The organism is Prauserella alba, assembly GCF_024171735.1.
Classification (GTDB): domain Bacteria; phylum Actinomycetota; class Actinomycetes; order Mycobacteriales; family Pseudonocardiaceae; genus Prauserella; species Prauserella alba.
In genome coordinates this window covers 225,838-246,517 of record NZ_JAMTCH010000006.1, presented here as the reverse complement: position 1 = coordinate 246,517, position 20,680 = coordinate 225,838, and the positions used below count along the sequence as shown (strand labels likewise).

The following is a 20,680-nucleotide window of genomic DNA, read 5'->3' as shown; positions in this document are numbered from 1 at the left end:
CCTACCCGAAGTGGAAATAGCTTTCCACTGTTGCGCTACTGCTGGTCGGCGACTCAACGCCGTCGGAAAGGGATCTATGCCGCGGATTCTGGACGATGGCGACGTCGACCGGTTGCTGCCGCCGTCCGCTGCGCTGGCGGGCGTGCGCACGGCCTTCACGTTGCTGGCTGCGGGACAGGTGCAGGACGAACCACGGCGGCGCACTCATGCGGGCACGGCGACTCTCAACGTGATGTCCGCGATCGCGCCGACGCTCGACGCGATCGCGGTGAAGTCCTATCCGGTGATCCGTTCGGAAACCAACCGGGGAAGTGTCATCACCCTGCTGCTCTACTCCGTGGAAACGGGCCTCCTGCGCGGGGTGCTCAAAGCCGATCTGCTCGGTCGCCGCCGGACGTCGGCGGCCTCGGCGCTCGCGACCGAGGTCATGGCCCGACCCGACAGTTCCACGGTGTGCCTGCTCGGTACGGGTTTCCAGGCGCCGGCGCAGATCGACGCGCTCGTGGAGGTCCTGCCGCGGTTGCACACGGTGCTCGTCGTCGGACGCAGCGCGGATCGAGCGGCGGCCACGGCCTCCGTGCTCCGCCAGGCGCACCCTCGGCTGCACGTCGAATCCGGCGAGAGCCCCACGGAGGCCGTGCCCCGCGCCGACGTCGTGGTCACCGCGACGGGTGCGGCCGAGCCCCTCTTCGACGGCGGGTTGTTGCGACCCGGAACGCATGTCAACGCCGTCGGCAGTAACCACGCCGAGCGCAGGGAGCTGGATCGTACGACGTTCCGGAGGACTGCGCAGGTGGCCGTGGACTCGGCCGCGGTCGCGCGACTGGAGTGCGGTGACCTGCTGGCGAACGGTCTGGATCCGGACATCGCCGTGGAGTTCGCCGACGTGATGGCCGGTGATGTGACGGGCCGGACCAGCGAGGACGACATCACCGTGTTCGAGTCGCACGGCCTGGCCCTCCAGGACTTGGTGTGCGCAGTGCGGGTGCTCGAAGCGGCAGACGAGGCGGGTCTCGGTTCGGTGGCCGATCTGGGAGCGGCAGCAGACGTGGGGGAGTGGACGACCGTGCCGCGGCACGATCCCGAACGAAGTCAGAGGAGAGACGCATGAGGTTGCACATCGCCAACGGCCGGTTGGTCACGCCGGCGGGCATTCTGGACAGTGATCTGCTGTGCACGGACGGGATCATCTCGGCGATCCTCGACCGCGGTGCGGAGGTCGAGGCCGACGAGCGGTACGACGCCGCGGGCAAGTTGGTGTTCCCCGGATTCATCGACCCGCACGTCCACTCGCGTGACCCCGGGATGAGCCACAAGGAGGACTTCGACCACTCCACACATGGCGCACTCGTCGGCGGTGTGACGACGGTCCTGGAAATGCCCAACGCAATTCCGCCGGTCGATTCGGTGGAGGTGTTCGAGGAGCGCCGTCGCCAACACGAACAGTCGGCCTGGACCGACTTCGGCCTGTGGGGCCTGGCCCTCGGCGACGCCAACATCGACCAGATCGGTCCCATGTTCGACGCGGGCGCCGTCGCCGTGAAGCTGTTCTGGGGCTACGCACTGCACCGTGAAACCCGTTCCCTGGTGTACAACATCGGCGACGAGAAGCCCGAGAACCTGTTGATGCCGCCGCCGAACGGCCAGGTGCTGCAGCTGTTCGCGGAGGTCGCCGCGCGTGGCGGAGTGCTCGCGGCACATTGTGAGGACAAGGATGTGCTGGCCTCGAGCCAGGAGGCGCTCGGCCATCCGATCGAGACCTACGCGGATTTGCTCGCGGCCCGTCCCGCGGTGGCCGAGGCGACGACGATCTCGATCGCCGCCCAGTTCGCGAAGGAGACCGGCTGCCGCTTCCACGTCGTGCACCTGGCGTCGGAGCAGGGCCTCGACGCCGTGCGTTCGGCCAAGCGCAACGGCATCTCCGTCAGTGCCGAAACCTGTCCGCAGTACCTCACCCTGACCGATGCCGAGTACCCACGCGTCGGTCCGGTGATGAAGGTGTATCCGCCGGTGCGTGAGCAGAAAGACCAGGACGCGTTGTGGGAGGGCGTGAACGAAGGCCTGATCTCGTCGCTCGGCTCCGACCACGCACCGCACACCGTGGAGGAGAAGGCACGCGGGTTCGAGACCCAGCCTGCGGGCGCCGTCGGCTGCGAGACGTTCGGTCCGGTCCTGCTGGATGCGATGTTCCGTGGCAGGACGACGCCGGAACGACTCGCCGAAGTGGTCGCGACGGACACCGCCAAATTCTACGGGCTGTACCCGCGGAAGGGTGTCATCCGGCCGGGCAGTGACGCCGATCTGGTCGTCGTAGATCCCGAGCTGCGCCGGACCGTCCGCAACGAGGAGTTGGTGGCCAAACAGCCGGTCAGCCCGTGGAACGGCTTCGCGCTCCACGGTGGTCCTGTCGCCACGGTACTGCGCGGGGAGATCGTCGTCCGCGACGGTGAGATCGTCGGCGAGCGCCGTGGACGGTTCGTGCGCGCCGACCATACCGCTGCCGCCGGCGACCGGGTGAGTGCGTGAGCTCCCCGCAGGAGCTGGCGTCGGGAGTGTGCGAGGCGGTCCGCCGGTCGTGCACCCTCGCGGCCGAACCGCTGACGGACGCGGTGCGGCGCCACGCCGCGCACGTCATTGCCGACACGATCGGTGTCGGTATCGCGGGTGGGCGTACCGCCGAGATGGTGCGGCTGCGCGACGTAGGGCGGGAGTTCGCGGCGCCGGCGCCCACGGGCGGGGCGACGGTCCTCGCCGCGGGGGCCGGATACGCGCCGGCCGAGCAGGCAGCTTTCCTGAACGCGACCGCGGGAAGCTTTCTCGAACTGGACGAGGGAACACGGCCGACCGGTCATCCCGGGATGCACATCGTGCCTGTGGCCCTCGCCGTGGCCGAGACCGCGCATCGCTCCGGTGCCGAGTTGGTGGCTGCGGTCGTCGCCGGGTACGAGGTCGGCGCACGCCTGCTCACCGCGTTCCGCCTACGGCCGCCGACACATCCGCACGGCCACCTCGCCGGTGTCGGCGCGGCGGTCAGCGCGGCACTGTTGCTCGACGAGGATCCGATGGGAGCCGCCGCGATCGCGGCGGCGACGCCGGTGGTTCCGGTGTGGAACGCCTGCTACGTCGGAGCGACGGCGCGCAACACGGCGATGGGGGCGGCCGCCCAGGCCGCGGTGCGGTCGGTCAGTCTCCTCCGGGCGGGATTCCGCGGAACCGCCGAATCGGTACCTGCACTCTTCGGTGAACTGACCGGTGAAGCGGTGGACGTCGATGCGCTGACGGCGCCGCCCGATCATGCGCGGCCGCGGATCATGCGCAATTACTTCAAGCGCCACAGCGCCTGCGCACTGACACACGGTGCGGTGGATGCGGTGCTGTCGTTGCCGTCGGTGCGGACCGACGACATTACGGCGATCGAGGTGCGCACCGTGGCGAACAACCTGAAGCTCGATCGCCTGCCCTTGGCGAACGACCTGTCGGCGCGGTTCTCCCTGCCGTACGCGGTGGCGGCTGCGTTGACGCATCGCGTCTCGACGGTCGAGACCTTCGACTACGACCCGGAGGTCGCGCGGCTCGCCGAGAAGGTCGACGTCGGTATCGGCCCGGAGTTCGAACGGAGCTGGCCCGATCACGCGCCGACCGAGGTCGTCGTGCGCACGCGAGACATGGCCTTGTCCGCCACGGTCGACGATCCGCGCGGCCACCACCACGACCCGTTGTCGGGCGACGAGCTGCGACAGAAGTTCGAGGGTCTCGTCGGGCCGAGCGGCGAGGTGCTGTGGCAGCGGCTGATGGCCGTTTCCGAGGTGACCGACTGCGCCGACGTTCTCGGTCCATTGCGGACGGAGTCGCCCGCGTAGCCGCCGTGTTACGGCCTTGTAGCGGGTATTGACACCGCCGACGACGCGGGAGAAGCTCTCCTTCTTCGGAGTGAAAAGAGGTTTCCACTTTGCTGTCGATGCAGATCACCGAGGCGGGAAGTGGCCGTGCGCCGACGAAGCCGGCTTCCCGCCGGGGCGTGCTCGCGGTGGAACTGGGCGACCTCGAACTGGCGAATCCGGTGATGCCAGCATCCGGATGTTTCGGTCCGGATCTCGCCGCACTGACACCGGTCGACACGCTGGGCGCCGTGGTCACCAAGACCGTGTTCGCCGAGACTCGACCCGGTAACCGGACCCACCGACTCACCGAGGTTCCCGGCGGCATGCTCAACAGTGTCGGCATTCCCAGCGGTGGAATCGCCGAGTTCCGACGTACCGGATTGGGCGGCTATGCCGGTCTCGGCACGCCCGTCGTGGTCAGCATCGGCGGTCTGTCCGCGCGGGAGTACTGGCGTGTCGCCGACGAACTCGGCGAGTGCGGGCATTCGGCCATCGAGGTGAACGTGTCCTGCCCGAATCTCGAACACGGTGGAGCCACGCTCGACACGGACCTGCGTGCGATGTGCGAGGTGGTTTCGGGTGTGGTGGTGCGCAGCGCGGCGCCGGTGCTGGTCAAACTGAGCCCGCAGCTCCACTCGATCGCCGCGGCGGCGCGTGCCGCGGAGGATGCCGGAGCCGCCGCCGTGACCGTCTGCAACAGCTTTCCCGGCATGGCTGTGAATGTGGAGCGGCGCGAGTCCGCGTTGGGCAACGATACCGGTGGGCTGTCGGGTCCTGCCGTCAAGCCACTGGCGTTGCGGCTCGTCCGGTCCGCCGCACAGGCTGTCGACATTCCCGTCGTCGGCTGCGGCGGTATCGGATCGGCCACCGACGTCGCGGAGTTTCTCGTCGCCGGTGCGTCGGCCGTACAGGTCGGAACCGCCACTTTCGCTCAGCCGGGGGTCATGGCCCGGATCGTCGAAGAACTGCCCGCGCTCACGGAACGGCTCGGTGTGGACCGGATCGCGGACCTAGTCGGCACACTCACACCATCCGATCGGAGGATTGGAAATGAGCAACGATGACTCCGGAACTCCAGGTGGTCCTGCAGTGGGGGAGACCCCAGCTGTGACCGCCGACGGTGAACCGACCGAGGTCACTCCCTACGGCCGAAAAGCGGTACTCGGGGCCACCATCGGGTATGCAATGGACGGCTACGACCTTCAGATTCTCGGGTTCGCGCTGCCTGCGATCACCATGAGTCTCGGCTTGTCCGACACCGAGGGCGGGCTCCTGGCGACCATCACCTTGATCGGCACGGTCACCGGTGCGATGTTCTTCGGCGCACTGGCCGACCGATTCGGGCGTGTCCGGATCCTGACCTACTCGATCCTCCTGTTCGCGATCTTCACCGGGCTGACTGCTCTTTCGCAGGGATTCACCGAGATGGCGATCTTCCGCTTCGTCGCCGGTATGGGCATCGGTGGTGAATTCGGCATCGGGATGGCGCTGGCCGCGGAGGCGTTCCCCGCGATCAAGCGGGCGCGTGCCACATCCTTGGTGGGCGTCGGATTCCAGCTCGGTGTGCTGTTGGCCGCGTTCCTCTCGGCCCCGGTGATCTCCTGGTGGGGCTGGCAAGGGTTGTTCGTCATCGGAATCCTCCCCGCGGTCATCGCCATCGTGCTGCGGATGCGGTTGGCCGAGCCGGACGCCTTCGTCAAACATCGAGCCAAGATTGCGGCCGGTGAGAAGCAGAAGAACCCGTATCATCTCCTGGTCGCGGACGCGAAAACTATTCGCACCAGTATCGGTATCGTGATCATCTGCTCGGTGCAGAACTTCGGTTACTACGGCATCCTGACGTGGCTACCGACGTACCTGTCGGGTCAATTGGGCCTGAGCATGACCAATTCCGGGATCTGGACCGCGGTGACGGTGATCGGCATGATCGCGGGCATCATGGTCTTCGGCCACTTGGCCGACCGTATCGGCAGGCGGTACGCGTTCTGGATCTTCCAGGCGGGCGCGTTCGTCTCGCTCTTCGTCTACAGCCAACTCACCTCGCCTGCGGCCGTTCTCATCGGCGGTGCCGTCATGGGGGTGTTCGCGAACGGCATGCTCGGCGGATACGGAGCGATCATCGCCGAGAACTACCCGACAGCGGCCCGTGCCACGGCGCAGAACGTGCTCTTCGGTATCGGACGCGGTGTCGGCGGGTTCGCGCCGCTCGTCGTCGCGCTCGTCGCGGGCTGGCAGGGGTTCGCGGCAGCACTGGGCTTCCTTGCGCTCATCTACATCGTCGACATGGTCGCCATGCTGCTCATTCCCGACCGGCGTGGTGAGAAGCTCGACGAAGCCGTGGCGTGAAGGCCGGCCAGGACAAGCCTGTCCAACTGGGAAAGCGAGAGCGAGGATCATGGCGAACACGATCAGCCCGGTGTCGGCACTGCGTGCGCTCGGAGTCGCACCGGACACCTACGGCCCGACGATCAACGCCGCTCGGTCGCCACGAGACGTGGAGGCGCTTGGCCGCGCGCTCGCGGAGTCGTTGCGTCCGTCGAGACCGCAGAATCTGGTGATGTGGAGTACGTGCGACGACGCCGTGCTCGCGCATGTCACGGCCCTAAACCTCGACATTCCCGTGACGCGGGCGTCCGAAGTGGAGGGCATCCTCAGTTTCGACGAACCGTTCGCACCGGGCACCCGGGTGGCGCTGGTGGCCACCCACTGGTCCGGCCGACGGCTGTCGACACTGCGCAGGTTCGTGCACGGCCGGGGCGGGGAAGTCGTCGCACTCGGTGCGGTGATGGCATCGGAAGCACTGCGGGATGCGGCAGACGTGCCGAGGACGGCGTTGGTCGCGGAGCAGACGGCCGGGGAGGTCGTGCAGTGACTTATCTGGCTGCGGACCGTGCCCGGCTGGTCGAGTCGATCGACACCTTCGGTGCCATGTCCGAACAGGACGCCGGTCCGGGTATCACACGGCTCGCGTACACGCCGCTGGAACGTGCGGCCCACGACGTTTTCGCCGAGTCGATGGCAGCTCTCGGGCTGGCGGTGTGGGTCGACGCTGCCGGAAACACGCTCGCCGAGCGGTTCGGCGCTGGTGGGGCGAAGCCGGCCATCGGCACTGGTTCGCATCTGGACAGCGTGCCGAACGGTGGCGCCTTCGACGGCATCGTCGGGGTGTGTGCCGCGATGGAGGTGGCGCGTCTGTTCGTGGAGCACGACGTGTCGCACCGACACCCGATGCGATTCGTGGTCTTCGCGGGGGAGGAGGGCGCGCGTTTCGGACAGGCGTGCACCGGTAGCCGGATCGCCGCAGGCCTGACCGGTCCCGCGGATCTTCCGGTCAAACAGGATGCCGACGGGGTGAGCCTCGCGGACGCCATGGCCGAGGTGGGAATCGACCCCACGGCCGTCGGCGATGCGCGGTGGGCCCCGGAGGAGTGGGCGGCGTTCGTCGAACTGCACATCGAGCAGGGGAGCGTGCTCGAGACCGAGGGGGTGAAGCTCGGTGTCGTGGATTCGATCTCTGGCAGCACGCGATTGCTGATCCGGATCACCGGCCGGGCCACGCACAGCGGTGGGACACCGATGCACCTCCGGGCGGACGCGATGGCCGCGGCGGCCGAAGTCGTCTCGCTCGTCGAATCGCTGGCGGGCGGGGACGACAACGAGGGCACACGCACCACGGTCGGCAAGATCGATGTCGGGCCGGGCTCCATCACGACGATCGCTGGTCGCGCTTCATTATGGGTTGACGTGCGCGGTACCGATGTCGACCGGCAGCGCAACACGGCGCGGGAGATCATCAGGCAGGGGGCGGCCACCTGCGCTCGTCGGGGAGTCGGGTTCGAGTACGAACAGCTCGCGGACACGCCTCCGGTGAGACTGCGGGACACCCTTCGCGAGCAGCTTGCGGCATCGTGCCGGGACATCGGGGTCGAGCCGCGGGTGTTGACCAGCGGCGCGAGCCACGACGCGCAACAGGTCAACACCGTCACTCCGAGCGGCATGATGTTCGTCCCGAGCAAGGCCGGGATCAGTCACGACGCGGCGGAGTGGACCGACATGGACGACATCACGCTCGGGACGACCGCGTTGGCGGGAGGCCTCCTCCGGCTGGATGCGAGCCTGCCATGAGCTCCGCGGCAGCGTTGCGGGTCCTTACCGGCGATCGGGGCCGGCCGATGTGTGAGCGCGCTCCGGTAGTGGTGAACGCCCCGCTGTCTGATCGCTACCGGTTGCTGCGCTTCCGCTCGGCGGCGATCGCCGTGCGAGCGAGGGCGGGCCAGTTCGTGATGGTCGCACCGGTCACGGCATCGGCGCCCGTGCTGCCGCGGCCGATGGCGATCTACACCAGGAATGCGGAGGCCGGGCTGGTCGACATCGTGTACGGCGTGGTCGGCGACGGGACGAAGGCGTTGGCGGAGGTCGCCGCCGGGGAGGAGCTGCAGGTCACCGGCCCGTTGGGCCGTGGGTTCGTGATCCGGGACAGGGTGGAGCGGATCCTGCTCGTCGGACGCGGGGTGGGCATCTGCGCGATGACGACGGTGGCGCAGGACCTGGCCGAGACTCCGGCGCAGGTCACCGCGGTGCTCAGTGGCCGGAACCGGGACGCGGTGCTCGGCGGGGAGGTGCTCGGCGCCTGTGGGGCCGATGTGCTCACGGTGACCGACGCGGACGGCAGCAGCGCCGTCGACGCGCTACGTGGGCGGCTGCTGCGGGCGTTCGACGAGGATCCCCCGCAGCAGATCCTGACGAGCGGGTCCGAACGGCTGACGCGGCTGGTGGCCGAACTCGGCGTGCGGTGGGCGGCTGACACGCAGGTCTCGGTCGAAGCGCACATGGCGTGCGGACTCGGGTACTGCCATGGGTGTGCCGTGGGAGACGGCGACGGGACGTCCGAATCACCGCTGGTATGCCGCGACGGGCCAGTGTTCGGGCTGCGAGGCTGACGCACTCGTCGAGTGACGGCAGGGACACGGGGCGGCGCGGCTGTCGGGCGCCGGCGCATGGCCTACGGTCGTCGGGAGCCGGCCGTCATCGCTGGTCGGTGATCGCTCGGACGAAGGACCCGCGCATGGCGACCGCACCACCGTTGTTGTTGGCACTGGACTACACGGGAACGTTCGCGTTCGCGCTGAACGGGGCGTTGACCGCGGTGCGTGCGGCGCGACTCGACATCGTCGGCGTGGTCACGCTGGGTATCATCACCGCACTGGGTGGCGGAATCGTACGGGACGTGCTCATCGGCTCGGTGCCGCCCACGGCGTTCCAGCAGTGGCCGTATCTCGCGCTGGCGGGTGGCGGCGGCCTGTTGGCGTTCGCGCTGAGCCAGTGGCTCGACCGGCTGGAAACCCCGATCAACGTGCTCGACGCCGTCGGGCTGAGCACGTTCGCGGTGATCGGTGCGAGCACGGCCCTCGAGGCCGGTCTCGACGTCGCGCCGGCGATCCTGCTGGGTGCAGTCACGGCGGTGGGTGGCGGAACCATCCGTGACACGCTGGTCAGGAGGGTGCCGTCGGTGCTGCAGAGTGATCTGTACGCCATCCCGGCGTTGGTCGGGGCCGCCGTCACGGTCGCGACGATCCGTGCGGACATCTACGGGGTGTGGGCGGCGGCTGCGGCGGTCGGTGTCTGCTTCGTCATCCGGATGCTGGGTGTCCACTTCGGACTACAAGCGCCGGTTCCGCCGGGCAGCAGGGACGGGAGCAACTGATGTCGGGTCGCCGCGGCCACGGCCACCGGTTCCGCCGCAGCACTCGAGCACGGCGCGCGTTCGCCGGTGTATCGGCGTCGCGTTCCAGCCTGTCGGGACGTGAAGTCCGGAACGGCAGCGGGACGTCGGCGACGCGTGGCCGGATCACGCCAACGGGTGGCAGGACGTGTCGTCTGCTGGCCACCCGCCGGCGTGGCACACGCACCGGCCGGTGGGTGTGCAGCATTGCGACCTAGGCTGCGCGGTCGAGGACGTGCCGATTGAACAGGTCAGGGAGGGTGAGCAGATCCGGGATCTCGAAGTACGGCTGATAGTAGGAACTTCCGGGAAAGCCGTAGCGGTTGACCCAGACTCTGCGGACGCCGTACTGCTTGGTCGGCATGATGTCGTAGTCCCATCCCTGCGCGACATGGGTGACGAGAGACGGGTCCCGGTCGATCACCGAGAACAGGTACTCGAAGGCCCCACGTCTGGGCTTGTACCAGCCGGCGTCCTCGGCGGTCACGACGTAGTCGAAGTCGACGCCGATGGTGCGGACATGGTGGCGGATGAAGTCGTTGTCGGAGTTGCTGATGATCGCCAACTGAACCCCGGACGCCTTCAGCGTCTCGAGCGCCTCCGGAACCTCGGGGAAAACCGGGAAGCGTCGAGCTTCGTCGAGTAGTTGCTCGGCGAACTCCGGCCGATACTCGGCTCCGTGCATCACCATGCAACATTCGAGTGTGTCGGCGACGAGATCCTGATACCGCGAGTAGGGTCCCTGTGCGACTGCGTGAAATCGCATGACACGAAGGTTGTCGAGGAAGATGGCGTGATCGATCCCGACGTCGTCCAATTGATCACGGACGATGGGCAGGGTCGCGCGATTGAGGTCGAAATCGATCAGCGTGCGATAGCAGTCGAATGTGGCGATGGGGCTGTTGTTCGACATCGGCGTGGCTCCTTACTGATGCCCAGGAAGGGCGAGGGACGTCGTCGGAGTTACGTTTCGGGTGGTCTGCTGGACACGATGTGGTTATGCGTCGTCCGCCCCGTCTCGGGGTCGACGATGTCGAACACCGGCGGCGCATCACGCAGAAAGCCGACGTCGATATCGCTCTCTCCCTGAGTGGCGAGCTGGGCGCCGATCTCACCGATTGCGGGACTCACTTTGAATCCGTGCCCGGAAAAACCGGTGAGCAGGACGACGCCGGGCAGCTGTCGGTCGAATCCGATGTAGTCGTGCATCGACGTGGTGTAGCTCTCGAGGTACGTGCTCATCCTGACCGGCCGCCGCTGAAGTCCCGGCAGTACGTCATCGACGATCCAGGAGAACCGTTCCGCTTCCTCCGGTGCAGGCGTGCGTGCGACCGCGTCCGGGTCGGGGACGGGGTGGTGGTCGTTGAATCCCAGACCCAGCTTGATGGTGCTACCGCCGCCGGCGGGAATCCCGTAGCAGTAGCTGGGAGCGGTCCGCATGAACGGCACCATTCCCCGCAGGTAGTCGTCGTCCTCGCCGTGGAACCACGCGGACGTCAGGCGGCGCACGACAACCGTGTCGCGCAGGTCCGGCCGCAGCGTCGTGGTCCACCCTCCACACGCGATGACGACGCGATCGAAGGTCCGGGCGCCGTCGGAGGTCCTGACCCGGACGCCGTCGCCGGCCCCGTCGACCGACGTGACCCTGGTGAAGTCATGCACTACCGCGCCGTTGCCGGTGGCGAGGCCGACCGTCGCCGACACGGTGAGTTCCGGGCGGATGACCCCGCCCTGGGGGTCCCATAGTCCGATGTCGGTGTCGGAGACCGCGAGCTGTGGATGGTTCACCCGCAGTTCATCGGGTGCCAAGGTGCGAGACGGCTTGCCCGAGCGGTCGGCGGACTCCAGCGCGCGCTGCAGCTGCGGACTCGCATGATCACCGGTGAGCAGGACCCCGGTGGGACATCGCAGTCGTCGCGCCGTGGCGACCTCGAGTTCGCGCCATAACGCGTCCGCGCGGTGGATAACCGGTTCGTAGGCGGGATCGTCGGTCTCGAAGTTGCGGTACAGCCGGGATTCGCCGCCCGCTCCGGCCTCGGGATGGCCCGGATACGAGGATTCGAAACCATGTACATCCACGTCCGGCCGGCGGCTGAGCTGCCACAGCACCTGCGAGCCGATCGCGCCGAGCCCGACGACGGCGATGCGAAGGAGACCGGTACCGAGGAGGTGCACGCGGTTCACACCCCCAGTGCCAGCCGGTGTGCGTCGAGGATCGCGGCGTGCATGTTGCGGCTCGTGACCGCGTCTCCGATCCGATAGAGCTCGAAGGTGCCCGGGTGTTCGCCCGCCGACGGCTGCGCCTCCGCACGGACGAACGCCTCGTAGTCGACGCGCCCCTGGTTCGTCGACCGCTCCCGCAACGCCAGGTACAGATCGTCGTTCGGGTTGGTGCCGCCTGCGTAGAACACTTTGTCGCACGTGACGCGGTCGGCCGCCGAGCCGGCCTCGGTCCCGAGGGTGACCGTGAGCCGGCCGCCGGGCCCGGGATCGACCGCGTGGACACCGCGCGTCGGGACGAAGGTGACGTCGTGCCGGTCGAAGGTGGCTTGATAGTCCGAGAAATTGAGTGCCCCGACCTCAACGGCCACGGAGCGTTCCGGCGTGACATAGGTGACGGTGTTGCCCGCCCTTGCCAACACTTCGACGGCGTCGAGCGAAGGATAGCGACCGTCGTCGTCGAAAACGAGGACCGCTCCGTAGTGCTTGCGAGGTTGCTCGAACACGGCCCAGATGTCGTCCATCCCGTCCGCGAAGGGGATGCCGGCGTCGGAGGCGCTTCTTGCGAGGCCGCCCGTGGCCACCACGACCACATCGGGCGCCAGATCCAGGACGGCTTCGGTTCCGGCGAACACGCCGAATCGGAAGTCGACTCCGTGGCTTCGGGCCTGCTCCATTCGCCAGTCGACGGCACCGACGAGGTCGCGCCGCCTGTCATTGGCTGTCAGGAGATTCACCTGGCCACCGGGATCCGCAGCAGCCTCCAGCACGACGACGTGATGGCCCCGCTTCGCGGCGACGTGCGCGGTTTCGAGTCCGGCAGGACCCGCGCCGACGACCACCACCTTCCGGGCCCGGTCGGCTGTGGCCTCGATCTCGTGCTCGAGATGGTTCTCCCTGCCCACTGCGGGGTTGTGCACGCACACGACACCGCCGGTCGCACCGCCCTCCAAGCAGTACCGGGCACCGATGCACGGCCGGATGTCCCGCTCTCTGCCTGTGGCGATCTTCCTGACCAAGTAGGGGTCGGCGATGTTCGCGCGGGTCATCCCGACCAGGTCGACGAGTCCGTTCTCGATCGCGTGACGTGCGGTGGCGACGTCGTCGATCTTGGCCGCGTGTAGCACTGTGACGTCCGGATGTGCGCGTTTGACCTCGGCCGCGGTGTCGAGGAAGGGGGCCGACTTGCGCCCGGCGCCCGGTATGACCTCGGACAGGCGCGTGGCCGATTCGATCGTGCCCACGATGACGTTGACGAACTGGACACCCAGCTGGACGTACCTGTGCAGCAACGAGTGAGCGGCATCGAGGTCCAGACCGTCGGGCCGGCGCTCGTCGACGGCCATCCGCACTCCCAACACCATGTCGTCGCCCACGACGTGCTTGACGGCGCGGATCACACGCTCGGGTAGCTGGGCTGCGAGAGCACGTTCCTCCGGCGGAAGTTTCGAGAGATGCCAAGGCGAGGCGAACGCGTCCAACAGGTGCCCGTAGTGTTCGAGTTCGATGCCGTCGACACCGGCGGCTTTGGCGCGTTCCGCGGCCGAGGCGAAATCCGCCACGATGCGGTCTTGGTCCCAGGGTTCTGCCGCTTTCGGGTACACGCGGTGTGCGGGTTCGCGCATCGGCGCCGATGACACCGTCGGCAGCCAGTCGGCGGTGTGGTCGTCTGTCCGTCTACCCATGTGCGTCAACTGGAGGAACACCCCGCTGCCGTGGGCGCGGCACGAATCGACGACCCGCGACAGTGGTGGGACGACGTCGTCCTTGTACATCGTGATGTTGCCGAAGGCCGGTGGGGAGTCCCGCGCGACGACGGCGGAGCCACCGAGTGTTACGAGTCCGACGCCGCCACGGGCCTTGTGCTCCTGGTAGAGCCGGTAGCGCTCGGTGGGTAGCCCTTCGGTGGTGTAACGGGAGGAATGGGCGGTGCTGACGATGCGATTCTTCAGGTTCAGGCGCGCGAGTCGGTAAGGCGTGAGTAACGGATCATTGTTCATGAATCTGCCTTCGTGCGAGTGGGCGGCGGATCGTATTCAGGGGAGCGGGTCAGGTCCGCATCTTCGCCTCGAACCGCGCGACGATGCGGGCGGAAACGACGCAGATGATGGCGTAGATGATTCCGGCCAGGACGAGTACCGACAGGTAGTCGAAGGTCATTGATCCGATGGAGAACGCTTGACTGGTCATTTCTCCGACCCCGATGGCGAACGCCAACGAGGTGGACTGGAATACCATGATAAGAAAGGACATCAGCGGTCCGGGTACCGCCCGCAATGCCTGCGGAAGGACCACTCGGGAGAACGCGTGCCACGGCGTCAGCCCGAGGCTTCTGGCGGCTTCGCGCTGCCCGGGGCCCACGTGCAGGATTCCGGCGCGGAAGACCTCGCTCGAGTATGCCCCGAGATTGAGCGAGTGCGCGACCACGATGGTCGCGAACGCACTGATGACTAGTTCGATGTCCGGAAAGCCGAAGTACGCGAAGAATATCACGACCAACAGTGGGATACCGCGGAATATTTCGATGAAGGCGATCGAGAGAATCCGAACGATTCGGGCGGGAGCGATGCTGAGCAGTGCGAGCCCGAGGCCGAGGGGGAACCCTATCCCGGCCACGCACAGCGTGAGCAGCAGCGACGTTCCGAGGCCCTGGAGCAGGCTCGGCAGCCATTCGGCCCAATCGGCGAGAAAGGTCATACTACCACCACCTTCTGCCGGATCTTGTGGTCGACGAACCGGGAGAAGTACGAGAGTGGAACGCTCACGATCAGGTAGAACGCGCCGGCGACGAGGAACGCGGTGACCGCCGGTGCACCGCGTGCGACCTCCTGCTGGGCGAAGAAGATGATGTCGGTGACGCCGATGATGGCGGCGATTGCGGTGTCCTTGAGCAGGGCGACGGCATACGATGCGGACGGCGGCATGGCGATGTTCACGGCCTGCGGCGCGACCACGCGCCAGAACTGGTGTGCGGTGCTCAGGCCGAGTGCGGCAGCGGCCTCTTTCTGGCCCACGTGGACGTTCTCGATGCCGGCGCGGAAGTTCTCGGCGAGATAGGCGCTCGAGATGAGCGTCAGGCCGATGAGTGCCGCCGGCAACGGATCCAGCGACACCACGCTGCCGAGTCCGTAGAAGATGATGAGCAGCCAGACCAGGGTGGGGATGCCGCGAACGATGTCGATGAACGCCGTCGCGGGTGCGCGCACCAGCCAGACCCGCGAGGTGCGCATGAGTGCGACCGGCACGGCGAGGACCGACCCGGCGCAGAACGACACGACGGTCATCAGGATGGTCACGACCAGGCCCGTTCCGATGACCTGGAACAGGGCGCCGGTGTCGGCTTCGACGTTCATCGGTCGAGCACCGCGTGGAGGAAGCGACTGGTCCGTGCGTGTTCGGGGTGTCGGAACACTCGTTCCGGCGGCCCCTCCTCGAGAATCCTTCCCTCGTCGAGCAGCAGTACGCGATCGGCGACCCGCTCGGCGAACCGCATCTCGTGGGTCACCACGATCATCGTCGTGCCGGCATCGGCGAGATCGCGCATGACCCGGAGGACGTCGTTGCCGACCTCGGGGTCCAGCGCCGACGTGGGTTCGTCGAAGAGCATGAGTTCGGGGTCCTGGGACAGTGCGCGTGCGATGGCGATGCGCTGCTGCTGGCCGCCCGAGCATTCGGAGGGCCGTGCTTCGGCTTTCTCCTCCACGCCGACCTGGGCCAGCAGCTTCAGTGCGTATTCCTCGGCTTCGCTCGTGGATCTGAGCCCGTTGAGTCGCTGCGCCATGGTGACGTTCTCGACGACCGACAGGTGCGGGAAGAGGTTGAACGTCTGGAACACCATGCCCACGCGCCTGCGCAGGCTCAGCAGTTCGGACTTCGCCGGCTTCAACGGGTCGGCGAACACCGGTTCGCCGTCTAGGTGAAGACTGCCGCCGGTCGGTTGTTCGAGGTAGTTGAGACAGCGGAGGAAGGTGCTCTTTCCCGCACCGCTCGGTCCGATCAGTGCGATGACCTCACCGGCGTGGACGTCCATGGAGATGCCGTCGAGGACCCGGTTTCCCCGGAACGTCTTCTCGATCGCGTCCGCTTTGAGCAGGATCCGTGCATTGTCGAAAGTCATGGCTGCCAATCGCGTGGGCGGAAGTACTGGCCGTCCGGATCAGTCCTCGTCGGGGTAGGCGGTGTCCGGGTCGAGGCCTGCCTTCTTGAGGGCCTTACCGAGTTCGCCGGACTCGTAGTAGTCCTTGATCGAGGCGTTGGTGGCCTTCTCGAGTGCGGTGTTGCCCTTGGCGATGAGCGCCACCGACGTCGGCGGCTCCTGTGTGTAGGGGATCTGCTCGGTGGGTTTCATTTCCGCCATCGTCAGTGCCGAGTACTGGTCCTGCTGCAGGCGCCAGGTGTTGGCCGCCAGGCTGACGATGCCCGCTTCGATCCGGCCCGCGTTGACGTCGTCCAGCACGGCGGTGTCCGTCTGATACTGGCGGACGTTGTCCGCTCCGTAGACGTCGTTGAGTTGTTCGACCCAGAGATATCCCTGGGGAGTGCCGAGGGGTTTTCCTTCGAGCTGTTCGACGCTGGACCAATTCTTGTCGCGGGTCACGATGCCCATGCCGCTGGTGTAGATACCGTGGCTGACCTCGAAGAGCTTGCGGCGTTCGTCGTTGACCGTCCAGTTGCCGGCCGACAGGTCGGCGCGTCCTGACTGGAGGCCTTCGATCACGGCGGAGAACGATGTCGAGGTCGCATTGAGCTCGAGGCACAGGTCGGCGGCGATGTCCTTGATCAGTTCGCCTTCGATGCCGGTCAACTCGTTGCCGCTCATGGAAACGAAGGGTGGATGCTCGGCCACGAGCACGGTGAGTTCACCGTCGGTGAGGGTCTGGACGTTCTCGGTCGGCCGGCAGTCCTCGGGCACCGTCGAACTCGAGCCCGGCAGTCCGCAGGCGCTCGATGCGAGGAGGGAACCTATGCCGACGAGGACGGCGGGCGCGGAACGGAGTGTGTTGGTGGTCTTCGTGCCGTGGAGACGACGGAACATCTCGACCTCGCTTGTGTCGATCGGTGCAACGGCGGGGGAGTGTGGCGTGGCTGACAGTTTGGAGGATCGGGGCACAGGAAGGCAATAGATCGGGTGATTCAATCGTGCAAGTTGATGTTAACGGAGGTTACGATCACGAAATGGGAAGTGCGGAACGGCAGTCGGGACCGCTGATCGATGAGACGGACGCGGCGCTGATCCGTGTCCTGCACTCCGACGGACGTGCTCCGTGGCCGAAGGTCGCCAGTGAGCTCGGCTGTTCGCCGAGTACCGCGCGCAGGCGATTCGAGGCCATGCACAGCGCGGGCATGCTGCGGCTGATCGGCCGTACCGACGTGGCTCGACTCGGGCTCGGGGTGCCGGCGATGGTGCAGTTCACCGGAGCGCGCGCCGGTGAACCGGAGTTCCTCGAGGCGATGCGCACCCGCGCCGACGTGCGCTTCCTGGCGGCGGTCGTCGGCTCCGTGGGCAGTGTCGCGGAGTTCGTCGTGCCGGATGCGGCCGCGCTGCAGGAGCGTATCGGGCGGCTGTCGGCCGAGTTCGACGTCGCAGCCGAGGTGTTCGTCGTCATGCACACTTACACGTCGGGTCAGGATTGGCTGCCCGAAGCGGTGGAGCGGAGGGTCGACGCACGGTCCCGTGAGTTGCCGCTCGCGCATCCGACACCGGCGGAACGGGTCGTTCTCGAAATGCTCATCCGCAACGGGCGGACGTCCCTGCCGGAGCTGGCCGCGGCGATCGGCAAGTCGGAGAACACGGCGCGGCGCACGATGGATTCCCTCCGCGAACGCGAGTTGCTTGACTTCCGGGTGCTCATCGAGCCCGCGGTGCTGGGATTCAACGCCGAGTTCTGGGTGTGGCTCGAGGTCGAGCCGTCTCAGCTTGCCGAGGTCGGCGAGGAACTCGCGCGGAACCGGGGAACGAAGTACCTAGCGGCGACGGCAGGAAGGAACAACCTCGTAGGGCAGATCGTCCTACCCGAACATCCGGATATGTACGGCTATGTGACCGGCGTTCTGGGGCAGATCGAGGGTGTTCGGCGAGTCGAGATCATGATCCAGACTCGGACCTACAAACGGGTGTGGAACATGGTCGTCGACGGCCGGTACTCGGCGCAGGCGAGCCGGATGGAATTCCTGGAGTGAGTCCGGCCGGTGCCGGGCGTCGGCCGTGGTGACCACCGTTCACGACGTCGACGGTGCAGGCGGTTCACCGCCCGCACCGTGCGTCAGTGTCGTGGGCGCTGTGTGGATGCACGGAGATGTAGTACCGGTGAGATCACCACCGGTTGCTCGGGCTCCGCCGCGTCGTCGATCCGGGCCAGCATCAATTCGACGGCCTCCTTGGCGAGGCTCTCATGGTTGAGGTCCATCGCCGTGATCGCGGGCTCGGCCGTGCGGGAGTGCTCGCTGTCGGTCAATGACGCAATCATCAGCTCCTCGGGAACCCGGACGCCTTGTGTCGCCGCGAGCTTTGCGATGAGCGCGGCGAAATCGCTCGTCGCCACGACGATCGCATCGGGGCGATCGGGCGCCGCGAGCAGTGGCCCGATCAGCTGCGCGGCTTCCCCGTGGGTCAGCCCTTCGCTGAGCTCGTCGATCCGAACCGGAACGCCGTTGTGCTCGCACCACGCCCGGTAGCTTTCCCTGGTACGGACATTCCACGCGTTGCTCTCCGTACCGGTGAGGAGCATGACGTCCGATGCGTGTTGCTCTCGCAGATGGTCGAGAAGTCGGGTCACGACGGGTGGGTAGTCGAGCCGTACGGCCCAGGGCAGTTCCGGTCGCTGCGGGTCCTCCTCCACGGTCACGACCGGGATGCGGCGGTGCAGCACCTCGGTGAGGACACGGTCGCCGGAGTAGGGGTGCGCCACGATGCAGCCGTCCATCGGCACCTTGGCGGCTCGCGGGTCGTCGATGTCGGGCACATGGATGAGACCCGTCTTGCGGCGCAGTGCCTCGGTGGCGACGGACCCGACCAGTCGGTTGAACGTCTCCGCCCGGTCGGACGTTCCGGCCAGTGCGAACCGTGGCCGCAGGATCAGCCCGACGATGCCGGAACGTCCGGTGCGCAGGGAACGGGCACTGGGGTTCGGCTCGTAGCCGAGCTCGGCGGCTGCGCGGGTGATGCGATCCTTGGTCGCCGAGGAGATCGGCCTACCCCCGGAGAATGCATGGGAGACGGTGCTGATCGACACGTCGGCGCGCTCGGCCACGTCGCGGATGGTGATCCGTCGCCTTGACATCCCGACCTCCTCGCCGCCGGCCTGCGATGTTCCGCCGGAAGTATCCCGCACCGGCCCGGCGGAGGCCGCGCAGGGAGGTCCATGGCGCGTTGCCGGATTTGGGAGTCGCGGCGGCCGCTCGACGATGAGTGTGGTCTTGACAACGACAGGACCAGGGGCGTTCGATACGGCAGTCAAAACGTTTTGACTCACTGTTGTGTCTGGAGCGTGACGATGAACCCTCAGGACAGCCCGGCCGCATCGGGGGACGGTTCCCGTACCGCGAGCAGCCCTCCTGGCGGCCAGTCCGTCGGTGAGTTCTGCGACACGATGACCGTGAGCCGCAGACACGTCGTCGCAGCAGCGGTCCTGTTCATCACGTTCGTCATCGAAGCGTGGGAACAGGTCGGACTGGTCTATGTCTCCGGCGGCATCGCCGCCGATTTCGGGATCAACAACACCGAGCTCGGATGGGCGTTGTCCGCGGTCGCCTTCGGCATGGTGCCGGGAGCGCTGCTGTGGGGCGTGTTCATCGACAAGCTCGGCAGACGTCGAGTCACCGTCTACAGCTTGCTGCTGTACGCGGCATTGGCTCTGTTGGCCGGTGTTTCCCCGGAGTTCTGGATGTTCCTGATCCTGCGGCTGCTCTCCGGCGTCGCCTTCGGTGGTGTGTACGCGACCACGTTCCCGTACTTCATGGAACTGCTGCCGACGGCTTGGCGTGGCCGCGGTGCGGTGGCGCTGTCCATCGGGTTCCCGGTCGGCACCCTGCTGTGCATCCTCGTCAGCCAGGCGCTCGGACCGATCAGCTGGCGTGTTGTCGCGATCGTGGCCGCGCTGGCCGGGCTGTGGGCCTTCGCGGTGATCCGCTGGGTACCGGAGTCGCCGTACTGGCTGGCCAAGCAGAACCGGCACGACGAGGCCGCTCGGGTGCTACGCCGGTTCGGCGCCACCGTTCCGGAGCGGACGGTCTTCCGCGTGGACGACCAGAGCGACCGCGGTGTGATCCGTGGGTTGTTCGCTCCGGCGATCCGCCGGCGATTCGCGCTGCTGGTGCTCGTGGCGTTCACGTTCAGCTGGGGCTACTGGGGACTGCAGACGTGGCTTCCGGTGTTGCTCGAAGAGCGTGGCATGAGCGTTTCGGGTGCGCTGTGGTTCGTGGCGGTGAGCCAGCTCGTCTCCGTTCCCGGGTACCTGCTCGCGGCGTGGCTGACCGGAAGGTACGGCCGGAAGAAGGTATTCGTCGGGTTCGTGTGCGGCGCCGTCCTAGGCGGCGTCCTGTTCGGCCTGGCGACCGACGCGGGGCAGATGTACACCGGAAACCTGATCCTGGCGTTCTTCTCGTTGGGTGCGTGGGGAATCTGGAACACCTGGTCCGGCGAGATCCTCCCGACAAGCCTGCGAGGTCGCGGTTACTCGTTCACCACCTCGGCCATCCTGCTCGCGCATTCCGTCTCGGTCCCGGTCATCGGCGCGATGATGGACAACGGTGTCACCGCCACGGTGACGATCGGCTCGATCATGGCTTTCCTGGTCGTCGCGCTGCTGGCCGTGTTCCCGCTCCCGGAAACCGAGGGACGAGCGCTCGACTAACGCAT

At 67.1% G+C, this 20,680-nt stretch carries 19 protein-coding genes; 11 read left to right on the top strand and 8 right to left on the bottom strand.

Annotated features, from left to right (window positions below; genetic code table 11):
• Positions 1-76 precede the first annotated feature (76 nt).
• The 9 genes from LY12_RS21120 (at position 77) to LY12_RS21080 (ending at position 9,585) form a co-directional block, all read left to right on the top strand.
• Entirely contained in the window at positions 77-1,111 is a 1,035-nt protein-coding gene (locus tag LY12_RS21120) for an ornithine cyclodeaminase family protein (protein ID WP_253859143.1), read from the top strand.
• Positions 1,108-2,526 (top strand): dihydroorotase, encoded by a 1,419-nt coding sequence (locus tag LY12_RS21115; RefSeq protein ID WP_253859142.1) that lies wholly within the window; start codon positions 1,108-1,110, stop codon positions 2,524-2,526. The genes LY12_RS21120 and LY12_RS21115 overlap by 4 nt, the downstream gene beginning before the upstream one ends.
• Positions 2,523-3,860 carry an MmgE/PrpD family protein gene (locus LY12_RS21110; protein ID WP_253859141.1) on the top strand — a complete coding sequence of 446 codons (1,338 nt, stop codon included), beginning with the start codon at positions 2,523-2,525 and terminating at the stop codon, positions 3,858-3,860. The genes LY12_RS21115 and LY12_RS21110 overlap by 4 nt, the downstream gene beginning before the upstream one ends.
• Positions 3,861-3,958: 98 nt before the next feature.
• Positions 3,959-4,945 carry a dihydroorotate dehydrogenase gene (locus tag LY12_RS21105; protein ID WP_253859140.1) on the top strand — a complete coding sequence of 329 codons (987 nt, stop codon included), beginning with the start codon at positions 3,959-3,961 and terminating at the stop codon, positions 4,943-4,945.
• Positions 4,932-6,227 (top strand): MFS transporter, encoded by a 1,296-nt coding sequence (locus tag LY12_RS21100; RefSeq protein WP_253859139.1) that lies wholly within the window; start codon positions 4,932-4,934, stop codon positions 6,225-6,227. The genes LY12_RS21105 and LY12_RS21100 overlap by 14 nt, the downstream gene beginning before the upstream one ends.
• Positions 6,228-6,276: 49 nt before the next feature.
• Complete coding sequence (locus LY12_RS21095; protein ID WP_253859138.1) at positions 6,277-6,753, top strand: hypothetical protein; 477 nt, start codon at positions 6,277-6,279, stop codon at positions 6,751-6,753.
• Positions 6,750-8,006, top strand: coding sequence for a Zn-dependent hydrolase (locus LY12_RS21090; protein ID WP_253859137.1), 1,257 nt, complete (start codon positions 6,750-6,752; stop codon positions 8,004-8,006). The genes LY12_RS21095 and LY12_RS21090 overlap by 4 nt, the downstream gene beginning before the upstream one ends.
• 68 nt (positions 8,007-8,074) lie before the next feature.
• Positions 8,075-8,821, top strand: coding sequence for an iron-sulfur cluster-binding protein (locus tag LY12_RS21085; RefSeq protein ID WP_253859136.1), 747 nt, complete (start codon positions 8,075-8,077; stop codon positions 8,819-8,821).
• 125 nt (positions 8,822-8,946) lie between these two features.
• Positions 8,947-9,585, top strand: coding sequence for a trimeric intracellular cation channel family protein (locus LY12_RS21080; protein ID WP_253859135.1), 639 nt, complete (start codon positions 8,947-8,949; stop codon positions 9,583-9,585).
• 232 nt (positions 9,586-9,817) lie between these two features.
• On the opposite strand, the gene LY12_RS21075 is transcribed toward LY12_RS21080, so the two are convergent.
• The 7 genes from LY12_RS21075 to LY12_RS21045 are packed head-to-tail and all read right to left on the bottom strand — an operon-like array spanning position 9,818 to position 16,735.
• Positions 9,818-10,516: an HAD-IA family hydrolase gene (locus tag LY12_RS21075; RefSeq protein ID WP_253859134.1), complete on the bottom strand. Its 699-nt coding sequence runs from the start codon at positions 10,514-10,516 to the stop codon at positions 9,818-9,820.
• Between the two features lie 50 nt (positions 10,517-10,566).
• Positions 10,567-11,778 carry an FAD-dependent oxidoreductase gene (locus LY12_RS21070; RefSeq protein ID WP_253859133.1) on the bottom strand — a complete coding sequence of 404 codons (1,212 nt, stop codon included), beginning with the start codon at positions 11,776-11,778 and terminating at the stop codon, positions 10,567-10,569.
• A 5-nt stretch (positions 11,779-11,783) separates the two neighbouring features.
• Complete coding sequence (locus LY12_RS21065; RefSeq protein WP_253859132.1) at positions 11,784-13,823, bottom strand: oxidoreductase; 2,040 nt, start codon at positions 13,821-13,823, stop codon at positions 11,784-11,786.
• A 49-nt stretch (positions 13,824-13,872) separates the two neighbouring features.
• A complete protein-coding gene (locus LY12_RS21060) occupies positions 13,873-14,520 on the bottom strand; it encodes an amino acid ABC transporter permease (protein WP_253859131.1) in 648 nt (215 codons plus the stop codon).
• A complete protein-coding gene (locus tag LY12_RS21055; protein WP_253859130.1) occupies positions 14,517-15,176 on the bottom strand; it encodes an amino acid ABC transporter permease in 660 nt (219 codons plus the stop codon). Before LY12_RS21055 ends, LY12_RS21060 begins: the two co-directional genes overlap by 4 nt.
• On the bottom strand, positions 15,173-15,940 hold the full coding sequence (locus LY12_RS21050) for an amino acid ABC transporter ATP-binding protein (protein ID WP_301302995.1): 768 nt from the start codon (positions 15,938-15,940) through the stop codon (positions 15,173-15,175). The genes LY12_RS21055 and LY12_RS21050 overlap by 4 nt, the downstream gene beginning before the upstream one ends.
• Before the next feature lie 39 nt (positions 15,941-15,979).
• On the bottom strand, positions 15,980-16,735 hold the full coding sequence (locus tag LY12_RS21045) for a substrate-binding periplasmic protein (RefSeq protein WP_253859129.1): 756 nt from the start codon (positions 16,733-16,735) through the stop codon (positions 15,980-15,982).
• Positions 16,736-16,998: 263 nt separating this feature from the next.
• Between LY12_RS21045 and LY12_RS21040 the strand changes: the two genes are divergently transcribed.
• The gene (locus LY12_RS21040; RefSeq protein WP_253859128.1) at positions 16,999-18,003 is read left to right on the top strand and encodes an Lrp/AsnC family transcriptional regulator; all 1,005 of its coding nucleotides are present in this window, start codon (positions 16,999-17,001) and stop codon (positions 18,001-18,003) included.
• An 83-nt stretch (positions 18,004-18,086) separates the two neighbouring features.
• Here the strand turns inward: LY12_RS21040 and LY12_RS21035 are convergent, their stop codons facing one another.
• Positions 18,087-19,103, bottom strand: coding sequence for a LacI family DNA-binding transcriptional regulator (locus tag LY12_RS21035; protein ID WP_253859127.1), 1,017 nt, complete (start codon positions 19,101-19,103; stop codon positions 18,087-18,089).
• Between the two features lie 213 nt (positions 19,104-19,316).
• Between LY12_RS21035 and LY12_RS21030 the strand changes: the two genes are divergently transcribed.
• Positions 19,317-20,675 (top strand): MFS transporter, encoded by a 1,359-nt coding sequence (locus LY12_RS21030; RefSeq protein ID WP_253859126.1) that lies wholly within the window; start codon positions 19,317-19,319, stop codon positions 20,673-20,675.
• Positions 20,676-20,680 lie beyond the last annotated feature (5 nt).